This window comes from Inquilinus limosus DSM 16000, assembly GCF_000423185.1.
GTDB classification, from domain to species: domain Bacteria; phylum Pseudomonadota; class Alphaproteobacteria; order DSM-16000; family Inquilinaceae; genus Inquilinus; species Inquilinus limosus.
The window spans coordinates 19227-29373 of record NZ_AUHM01000048.1 but is presented as its reverse complement, the minus strand read 5'-3'; the positions used below and the strand labels follow the sequence as shown (position 1 = coordinate 29373).

Here is a 10147-nt window from a genome sequence, read left to right as displayed (position 1 = left end):
GGCAAGATCGGCATCGTCAGCCGGTCGGGCACGCTGACCTATGAGGCGGTGGCGCAGACCACGGCGGCCGGCCTCGGCCAGACCACCTGCATCGGCATCGGCGGCGACCCGGTGAACGGCACCAGCTTCGTCGACGCGCTGGAGCTGTTCCTCGGCGACCCGGAGACCGAGGGCATCATCATGATCGGCGAGATCGGCGGCGACGCCGAGGTGATGGGCGCCGAGTTCATCAAGGCCAGCGGCACCACCAAGCCGGTGGTCGGCTTCATCGCCGGCCGCACCGCGCCCCCGGGCCGCCGCATGGGCCATGCCGGCGCCGTCATCTCCGGCGGCCATGACACCGCCGACCACAAGATCGAGGCCCTCAAGGCCGCCGGCATCGCCGTCGCCGACTCCCCCGCCGCTCTGGGCAAGACCATGCTCGCGGCGATGAAGGGCTGATCCGCATCGGATGGCGTTCGAGGCCCCGGCCGGCACTGCCGGCCGGGGCTTCTTCATGTCTGGATCCCCTCGATTCGGATCGTCCGTTTCCTTAGCCCGCATTCCTCACCCTCCTTGCGCCCTGCGTCGCCTTGCGGCGAGTCGGATGCGGGGGCGGGACGCGACGAGCGTAGCCGCACTACGGTCGAGCGACCCGCCCTCGCAGGCGGCCGCCGCAAGACGACCCTCCGGGCCGCCGCCACAGGCCGGCAGGGCACAATGAGGGTGAGGAATGCGGGCTGGGATGTCGCGTTTGCGTTCTTTGCGTGGGTGATCTGTCGTATTGGCGTCGGAAATTGCTCGTTTCGCGCCCGACATATCTTTCATCGCAAAGACTTTCGGCGTAGGTTGCGCGCGCCACTTCGACCCCGTCCCGCGAGGGACCGCCCGGCCGCGGCGTCACGCGGCCGCCGACCGCCAGGGAAACGGCCGGAGACCGGCCGTTGAGAATGATGGGTAGCCCGTCGGAACAGAGTTCCTTCCTGTTCGCCCCGAATGCCGATTTCATCGCCGAGCTGCATGAGCGTTACCGGGCCGATCCGGCCTCGGTCGACGAGAGCTGGCGCGCCTTCTTCGCCGGCCTCGGCGACGGCGAGGCGGAAGCCGAGACCGGTCCGTCCTGGAGCCCGCAGAACGGCGCCGTCCCGGCGGTCCGGCTGAACGGCCTGGGCGAGGCCTTCGGGCTGGAGCCGCCGGCCGAGGCGCCGCCTGCCAAGGGTGCGAAGCCCGGCAAGGCGCCGGCCGCGCCCGCCGCCATCGACGCCGATGCGATCCGGCGCGCGGCCCATGACACGCTGCGGGCGATGCAGCTGATCCGCGCCTACCGCGTGCGCGGCCATCTGCTGGCCGATCTCGACCCGCTGGGCCTGACCGAGCACAAGCCGCACCCCGACCTCGACCCCGCCACCTACGGCTTCACCGAAGCCGACATGGAGCGGCCGATCTACGTCGCAGGCCAGCTCGGCCTCGACACGCCGACGCTGCGCCAGATCGTGACCCGGCTGCGCGCCACCTATTGCGGCCATATCGGCGTCGAGTACATGCACATCCAGGATCCGGCGATCCGCGCCTGGATCCAGGAGCGGATCGAGACCATCGAGAACCGCACCGAGTTCACCCCCGAGGGCAAGCGCGCCATCTATGAGCGCCTGACCGCGGCCGAGACCTTCGAGCGCTTCCTCAACATCAAATACACCGGCACCAAGCGCTTCGGCCTGGACGGCGGCGAGGCGATGATCCCGGCGCTGGAGCAGGTGCTGAAGCGCGGCGGGCAGCTGGGCCTCGAGGAGATCGTGATCGGCATGGCCCATCGCGGCCGCCTGAACACGCTGGCGAACTTCCTGGGCAAGCCCTTCGCCGCGATCTTCTCGGAGTTCCAGGGCAACCCGGCCAACCCGGACGACGTCCAGGGCTCGGCCGACGTGAAGTACCATCTCGGCACCTCGTCGGACCGCGAGTTCGACGGCCACACCGTGCACCTGTCGCTGACGGCCAACCCGTCGCATCTGGAATGCGTCAACCCGGTGGTGATCGGCAAGGTCCGCGCCAAGCAGACCCAGCGGCGGGACGAGGACCGCAACGCCGTCCTGCCGCTGCTGATCCACGGCGACGCCGCCTTCGCCGGCCAGGGCGTGGTGGCCGAGACGCTGATGATGTCCGACCTCAAGGGCTATCGCGTCGGCGGCACCGTCCATTTCGTCATCAACAACCAGATCGGCTTCACCACCGCGCCGGTCTATTCCCGCTCCGGCCCCTACTGCACCGACGTGGCGCGGACCGTCCAGGCGCCGGTCTTCCACGTCAACGGCGATGACCCCGAGGCGGTGGTGCATGTCTCGCGCATCGCCATCGAGTTCCGGCAGAAGTTCGGCCACGACGTGGTGGTGGACATGTTCTGCTACCGCCGCTTCGGCCACAACGAAGGCGACGAGCCGGGCTTCACCCAGCCCCTGATGTACAAGACCATCGCCAAGCACCCGCCGGTGCGCGAGATCTACGCCCGGCAGCTGATCGGCGAGGGCCTGCTGTCGGCCGAGGACGCCGAGGCCGTCGTGCGCGACTTCCAGAAGCATCTGGAGGAGGCGTTCGAGGGTTCGACCACCTACAAGCCGAACAAGGCGGACTGGCTGGGCGGCGCCTGGTCGGGCCTGACCACGGCCGAGGGCGAGGATCGCCGCGGCACCACCGCGGCGCCGGAAGCCCTGCTGCGCGAGGTCGGCAAGGCGATCAGCACCGTTCCGGCGGGCATCAACGTCAACTCCAAGGTCGTGCGCCAGCTCAAGGCCAAGGCGCAGATGATCGAGACCGGCCGCGACATCGACTGGGCCACGGCCGAGGCGCTGGCCTTCGGCACGCTGGTGGCCGAGGGCATCCCGGTGCGGCTGTCCGGCCAGGATTCCGGCCGCGGCACCTTCAGCCAGCGCCATTCGGTGATCGTCGACCAGGAGACCGAGGAGCGCTATGTCCCGCTGAACCATGTCCGCGACGGCCAGGCGCCGTTCGAGGTGCATGACAGCCCGCTGTCGGAATTCGCGGTGCTGGGCTTCGAATACGGCTATTCGCTGGCCGAGCCGCGGGCCCTGACCCTGTGGGAGGCGCAGTTCGGCGACTTCGCCAACGGCGCCCAGGTCATCATCGACCAGTTCATCTCCTCCGGCGAGCAGAAGTGGCTGCGCATGTCCGGCCTGGTGATGCTGCTGCCGCACGGCTATGAGGGCCAGGGGCCGGAGCATTCCTCGGCCCGCATCGAGCGCTACCTGCAGCAATCGGCCGAGGACAACTGGCAGGTCGTCAACCTGACCACCCCCGCCAACTACTTCCACGCGCTGCGGCGGCAGATCCACCGCGACTTCCGCAAGCCGCTGGTGGTGTTCACGCCGAAGTCGCTGCTGCGCCACAAGGAGTGCGTCTCGACCCTGGCCGACTTCACCAACGGCTCGACCTTCCATCGCGTGCTGCCGGAGACGGCGGAGCTGGTGGCCGGTGAGTCGGTGCGGCGGGTCGTGATCTGCTCCGGCAAGGTCTATTACGACCTGAGGAAGGAGCGCGAGGAGCGCGGCCTGAAGGACGTCGCCATCATCCGGCTGGAGCAGATGTTCCCGTTCCCGCGCAAGACGCTGGGGGCGGAGCTGGCGAAGTACCCGAACGCCGAGGTGGTGTGGTGCCAGGAGGAGCCCGAGAACCAGGGCGCCTGGTACTTCGTCGACCGCAAGATCGAGGCGACGCTGGCCGAAATCGGCCATCGCAGCGCCCGGCCGCGCTATGCCGGCCGGCCCGAAGCCGCGGCCCCGGCCACCGGCCTGCTGCGCCGTCACAACCAGGAACAGGCCAAGCTGGTCGACGAGGCCCTGTCGGCCGGCTGATCCGGAAACACCCGAGCACCGTACGCACGGACCGGAAGGAATGGAGACTCTATGAGCGTCGAGATCAAGGTGCCCGCCCTGGGCGAATCGGTGACCGAGGCCACCGTCGCCCGCTGGCTGAAGAAGCCGGGCGAGGCCGTGGCCGTGGATGAGCCGCTGGTCGAGCTCGAGACCGACAAGGTGACGCTCGAGGTCAACGCCACCGCGGCCGGCGTGCTGGAATCGGTGGTGGCCGAGGAAGGCGCCAATGTCGAGGTCGGCGCGCTGCTGGGCAGCATCGGCGAGGGCGCCGGCGCCCCGGCCGCCAAGCCGGCGGCCAAGGCCGAGGCCCCGGCGGCGAAGCCGGCCGAGCCCGCGGTGGCTGCGGCGGCCCCCGCCGCCAAGGCCGGCAACGGCGAGGCGCCGATCGCCATGCCGTCGGCGGCCAAGATCATCGCCGAGAACAATCTCGACGCCGGCGCCATCGCCGGCAGCGGCAAGGGTGGGCGCATCCTGAAGGAGGATGCGCAGGCCGCTGCCGCCGGCGGCGCCAAGCCGGCCGCCGCCCCCGCCGGCGGCGCCGCGGTGATCGAGATTCCCGCCTTCACCCGTCCGGAAAGCGGCCCGCGGCCGAAGAAGGACCGGGAAGAGCGGGTGCGCATGACCAAGCTGCGCAAGACCATCGCCACCCGGCTGAAGCAGGCGCAGAACAATGCCGCCATGCTGACGACCTTCAACGAGGTCGACATGTCGGCGCTGATGGCGCTGCGCAACCAGTACAAGGACAGCTTCGAGAAGAAGCATGGCGTGAAGCTGGGCTTCATGTCCTTCTTCGTGAAGGCCTGCATCGTCGCGCTGAAGGAGCTGCCGGCGGTCAATGCCGAGATCGACGGCGACGATCTGGTCTACAAGAACTACTACGACATCGGCGTCGCCGTCGGCACGCCGACGGGCCTGGTTGTGCCGGTGGTGCGCGACGCCGACGCCCTGTCCTTCGCCGAGGTCGAGAAGACGATCGGTGAGCTCGGCCGCAAGGCGCGCGACGGCAAGCTGTCGATGGCCGAGCTGACCGGCGGCACCTTCACCATCTCCAACGGCGGCGTCTACGGTTCGCTGATGTCGACGCCGATCCTGAACCCGCCGCAATCCGGCATCCTGGGCATGCACAAGATCCAGGAGCGGCCGGTCGCGGTCGGCGGCAAGGTCGAGATCCGGCCGATGATGTATCTGGCCCTGTCCTACGACCACCGCATCATCGACGGGCGCGAGGCCGTGACCTTCCTGGTCCGGGTCAAGGAGTGCCTGGAGGACCCGCAGCGCATCCTGCTCGACATGTGATCGACCACCCGAAGGGCGCGGCAACGCGCCCTTCTTCGCTTCCGGACGATGCCGCCGACCCGCCCCGCCCTTCTCGCCCTGCCGCTCCTCCTCGCCGCTGCCGCCCCGGCCGGGGCGCAGGAGGCCGAGGGCTGGGGCACCGGCAGCCACATGGGCACCGACTATGCCGGGCTGACCAACCCGGACGGCGCCCATCTCGGCGTCTACTGCGCCGAGGATATCGGACCGCAGGGCGGCGCGAGCCGCAGCGGCCCCTATGTCCTGTTCTCCCTGCCCCGCAAGCTGAGCCTGCCGGCGCCGGCCGCCGCCGTGACCTTCACCGTCGACGGCAAGGCCACGCCGGTGCCGATGACGGCCGAGGTCGGCGAGGCCACGACCGGCTTCGAGTGGCGCCCGGGCAAGGACTTCCCCACCGAGAAGATGAAGGCGCTGGTCGAGGCGATGCGCCGCGGCAAGGCGCTGACCGTCGGCCTGGCGGAGCCGGCGATCGCCGAGCCCTTCACCCTCGCCGGCTCCGGTGCCGCGCTGGAGAACATCCTGGACTGCGGCAAACGCTGACCGGGCCGGCATGAACGACGCCATCATCGATCGCCTCACCAACGCCCTGCGGCCGGTCGGCGGGCTGGTCGCCCTCGTCCTCGGCGGCTCCCGGGCCCGGGGCACGGCGGCCCCCGACTCCGACTACGATCTGGGCCTGTACTACGAGGCCGATGCGCCGCTGGACATCGGCCAGCTGGCGGCGGCGGTCGCGTCGGTGGTCGACGATCCGGAGACGGCACGGGTGACGTCGCCGGGCGAATGGGGCCCCTGGATCAATGGCGGCGGGTGGCTCACCGTCGCCGGGCAGAGAGTCGACCTCCTGTACCGCGACCTGACGCGGGTCCGCGCCGTCGTCGCCGACTGCACGGCGGGCCGGATCTCGATGGACTATCAACCGGGCCATCCGCACGGCTTCTGTTCGGCCATCTGGATGGGCGAGATCGCGCTGTGCCGGCCGATCCTCGACCCCGAGGGCATGGTCGCCGATCTCAAGGCGCGGACCTCGCCCTTCCCGCCGGCCCTTCGGGCCGCGCTGATCGCCCGGTTCCATTGGGAGGTGGCGTTCAGCATCGAGATCGCCGAGAAGGCGATCGCCCGCGGCGATCAGACTTATGTCGCCGGCTGCGCCTACCGGGCGCTGTGCTGCATCGCCCAGGTCCTGTTCGCGCTGAACGGCCGGTACCTGATCAACGAGAAGGGGGCGCTGGCCGAGGCGGAGACCTTCCCGGTCACGATCCCCGAAGCCGGCCGGACGGCCGGGCTGGTCTGGGCCGAGATCGGGGCGGCGGAGTATCGGTCCGCGCTGCAGCGACTGCGGGTGTTGGCCCGGTCTCTCGACGACGCCGTCCTCCAGGCGAAAGCCTCCTGATCCATCGTCATTCTTGACGCCGGCGGGGCGGAGCGGCTAACTAGAACGAACGTTCGATCGAGTGTGGTTTCGTGTTTCCCGACGTCGACAGCAAGCGATGCGCGATCCTGAAGGCGACGTTGGAGCTGGTGGCGGAGCGTGGCTTCCACGACACGCCCATGTCCCAGATCGCCAAGCGGTCGGGCGCCAGCCCGGGCGTGATCTACCACTACTTCGCCAGCAAGGAGGAGCTGATCCGCGACCTCTACAAGGAGGTCAAGGCGGTGAAGGCCAGGGCCATGCTGGAGGGCGACTTCGACGGCGTGTCTCCCAAAGAGGCGTTCAAGCGCACCTGGTGCAACGCCTACCACTTCTACCGGACCCACCGGCTGGAGGCGCGGTTCCTCGAGCAGTACGAGAACTCGCCCTACCACTGCCCGACCGACCTGCAGGAGCTGGCCAAGGAGGACCAGAACTTCGCCGTCCTGGCCCGCCGGCTGGGCTTCGTCGACGGCGGCAGCCCGTTCAAGCCGCTGCCGACGGAGATCGTCTATGATCTGTCCTTCGGCGTGGCCGCGCGGCTGGCGCGGCGGGCGAACGAGGCACCGCTGGACGACGCGACGCTGGACGACATCGCCGAAGGGTGCTGGCGCGCCGTCGCCCGCCATCCATAAATTTTTGATCGAATTAGATCGAACGTTCGATCTAGTGCTGTGACCCAGATCCGCGGCCAACGCGGACGTTGTGCCCGGCGCGGTGCCCGGTCCCCCGCACCGCCTTCAAATTGGGACATCGACCATGGTGAAGCTGAACATCAACGGCGCGGAGCACGAGCTCGACATCGATCCGCAGATGCCGCTGCTCTGGGCCCTTCGCGACCATCTCAACCTGACCGGCACCAAGTTCGGCTGCGGCCAGGCGCTGTGCGGCGCCTGCACCGTGCATCTCGACGGCCAGCCGGTGCGGTCCTGCCAGACCTTCGTCGGCGACGTCGGCGACGGCAAGATCACCACCATCGAGGGTGTGTCGGGCAAGGTCGCCGAGGCCGTGCGGACAGCCTGGACCAAGTTCGACGTGGTGCAGTGCGGCTACTGCCAGTCCGGCCAGATCATGTCGGCGATCGGCCTGTTGAGCCAGACGCCGAAGCCGACCGACGACGACATCGTCGCCGCCATGGACGGCAACATCTGCCGCTGCGGCACCTATCAGCGCATCCGCGCCGCGATCCACGACGCCGCGACGCAGCTGGCCTGAACCGGAGGGATGACCCCATGTTTGCTCAGCCAATCGTCGCCCCGGCCGCGTCCGGGACCGCCGACGGTCTCGCCAGGCCGAACCGCCGATCCTTCCTGAAGGGCGCCGGCGCCCTCGGCGGCGCGCTGGTGATCGCCGCGCATCTGCCGCTCGCCCGCCGCGCCATGGCCGCGGCCGGGGACCTTACCCCCAACGCCTTCGTCCGCGTCGCCCCCGACGACACCGTCACCGTGCTGATCAAGCACTGCGAGATGGGCCAGGGCGTGACCACCGGCCTGACCACCATCGTGGCCGAGGAGATCGACGCCGACTGGGGCCAGATGCGCTTCGAATTCGCCCCGGCGGACGCCAGGATCTACAACAATCTTTCCTTCGGCCCGATCCAGGGCACCGGCGGGTCGACCTCGATCGCCAATTCCTGGGACCAGCTGCGGAAGGCCGGCGCCACGGCCCGCGCCATGCTGGTGCAGGCGGCCGCCGCGGAATGGCAGGTCCCGGCCGGTGAGATCACGGTCGAGAAGGGCGTGCTGCGCCACGCCTCCGGCAAATCCGCCCGTTTCGGCGAGCTGGCGGCCAAGGCGGCGGCGCTGACGCCGCCGGCCGAGGTGACGCTGAAGGACCCGAAGGCCTTCACCCTGGTCGGCGGACATGTGCCGCGGCTGGACACGCCGGCCAAGATCACCGGCAAGGCCGGCTTTTCGATCGATGTCCGCCGCCCGGGCCAGGTGACCGCCCTCGTCGCCCATCCGCCGCGCTTCGGCGGCGCGGTGAAGAGCGTCGACGCCGCGGCGGCGAAGCAGGTGCCGGGCGTGGTCGACATCGTCACCATCCCGACCGGCGTGGCCGTTGTGGCCAAGGACACCTGGTCGGCGATGCAGGGGCGCGAGGCCCTGAAGGTCGAGTGGGATTTCGGCCAGGCCGAGGGCCGCTCCACCGATGCGCTGATGGCCGACTACAAGGCCATGGCGCAGACGCCCGGCCTGACCGCGGCCAAACGCGGCGACGCCGCCGCGGCGCTGCAGAAGGCGGCCAAGCTGGTGGAGGCGGAGTTCGAGTTCCCCTACCTGGCCCATGCGCCGATGGAGCCGCTGAACGGCGTGCTGGAGCCGACGGCCGACGGCGCGATCTGGTGGGCCGGGTCGCAGTTCCAGACGATCGAGCAGGCGACCATCGCCGCCATCCTGGGCCTGAAGCCGGAGCAGGTGACGATCAACTCGGCCTATACCGGCGGCTCCTTCGGCCGGCGCGCCACCCCGACCGCGGACTATGCGGCCGAGGCGGCGATGATCCTCAAGGCCACCGGCATGAAGGCGCCGATCCACCTGATGCGGACCCGCGAGGACGATATGAGGGCCGGCTACTACCGGCCGATGGTCTACCACAAGGTCCGGGCCGGGCTGGATGCGGACGGCAAGATCAGCGGCTGGGAGCACGTGATCGTCGGGAAGTCGATCATGATCGGCACCTCCTTCGAAGCCTTCGCGGTGAAGGACGGCATCGATGCCACCAGCGTCGAAGGCGCGTCGGACACCCATTATGCGGTGCCGGACCTGACCGCGACGGTGCACAACGCCAAGGAGGGCGTGCCGGTGCTGTGGTGGCGCTCGGTCGGCCACACCCACACCGCCCACGCGATGGAGACGGTGATCGACGAGCTGGCCCATGCCGCCGGCCAGGACCCGGTCGCCTTCCGCCTGGCGCTGCTGCGCGACCAGCCGCGGCATGCCGGCGTGCTGTCGCTGGTGGCGGAGAAGGCGGGCTGGGGCCAGCCCCTGCCGGCCGGCAAGGGCCGCGGCGTCGCCGTGCACAAGTCGTTCGAGACCTATGTCGCCACCGTGGCCGAGGTCTCGGTCGAGGGCGGCGCGCTGAAGGTCGACCGGGTGGTGGCGGCGGTCGATTGCGGCATCGCGGTCAACCCCGACGTGATCCGGGCCCAGGTCGAGGGGTCGGTCGGCTTCGCCCTCTCCGTCGTCCTGCGCAACAGGATCACGCTCCAGGACGGCGAGGTGGAGCAGGCCAATTTCGACACCTATGAGCCGACCCGGATGTCGGAGATGCCGAAGGTCGAGGTGCACATCGTGCCGTCGGCCGAACCGCCGACCGGCATCGGCGAGCCGGGCGTGCCCGGGCTGGCGCCGGCGATCGGCAACGCGGTCTTCGCCGCGACCGGCCAGCGCCTGCGCTCTCTGCCGCTCGACCTGTCGAAGCTGACCAGCACCTGAGGTGCTTTTCGCGGACGCGCATCGGATTCGCCCCGGCGAATCCGATGCGCGGCTCCGACCGCAAGAAGAGGGGAGGCTGGCGCCCATATTGTAGCTTGTGCTAAATTGTGACGCTGAACGTCAAT

General features: G+C 69.7%; 7 protein-coding genes and 1 pseudogene. All 8 read left to right on the top strand.

Annotation, left to right across the window (positions count from 1 at the left end):
* Positions 1-441: pseudogene (locus G537_RS0128625) on the top strand (succinate--CoA ligase subunit alpha); the annotation flags it as partial.
* 491 nt (positions 442-932) lie between these two features.
* Positions 933-3842, top strand: a complete 2910-nt coding sequence (locus G537_RS0128620; protein WP_026872998.1) for a 2-oxoglutarate dehydrogenase E1 component — start codon at positions 933-935, stop codon at positions 3840-3842.
* A 51-nt stretch (positions 3843-3893) separates the two neighbouring features.
* The gene (gene odhB / locus G537_RS0128615; protein WP_026872997.1) at positions 3894-5159 is read left to right on the top strand and encodes a 2-oxoglutarate dehydrogenase complex dihydrolipoyllysine-residue succinyltransferase; all 1266 of its coding nucleotides are present in this window, start codon (positions 3894-3896) and stop codon (positions 5157-5159) included.
* A gap of 48 nt (positions 5160-5207) precedes the next feature.
* Positions 5208-5717: a hypothetical protein gene (locus G537_RS0128610; RefSeq protein WP_026872996.1), complete on the top strand. Its 510-nt coding sequence runs from the start codon at positions 5208-5210 to the stop codon at positions 5715-5717.
* 10 nt (positions 5718-5727) lie between these two features.
* Positions 5728-6567, top strand: a complete 840-nt coding sequence (locus G537_RS0128605) for a nucleotidyltransferase domain-containing protein (RefSeq protein WP_026872995.1) — start codon at positions 5728-5730, stop codon at positions 6565-6567.
* A 71-nt stretch (positions 6568-6638) separates the two neighbouring features.
* On the top strand, positions 6639-7220 hold the full coding sequence (locus G537_RS42485) for a TetR/AcrR family transcriptional regulator (RefSeq protein ID WP_051249254.1): 582 nt from the start codon (positions 6639-6641) through the stop codon (positions 7218-7220).
* A gap of 124 nt (positions 7221-7344) precedes the next feature.
* A complete protein-coding gene (locus G537_RS0128595; protein WP_026872994.1) occupies positions 7345-7800 on the top strand; it encodes a (2Fe-2S)-binding protein in 456 nt (151 codons plus the stop codon).
* Positions 7801-7817: 17 nt separating this feature from the next.
* Positions 7818-10022: a xanthine dehydrogenase family protein molybdopterin-binding subunit gene (locus G537_RS0128590; RefSeq protein ID WP_051249253.1), complete on the top strand. Its 2205-nt coding sequence runs from the start codon at positions 7818-7820 to the stop codon at positions 10020-10022.
* The last annotated feature ends 125 nt before the right edge of the window (positions 10023-10147 follow it).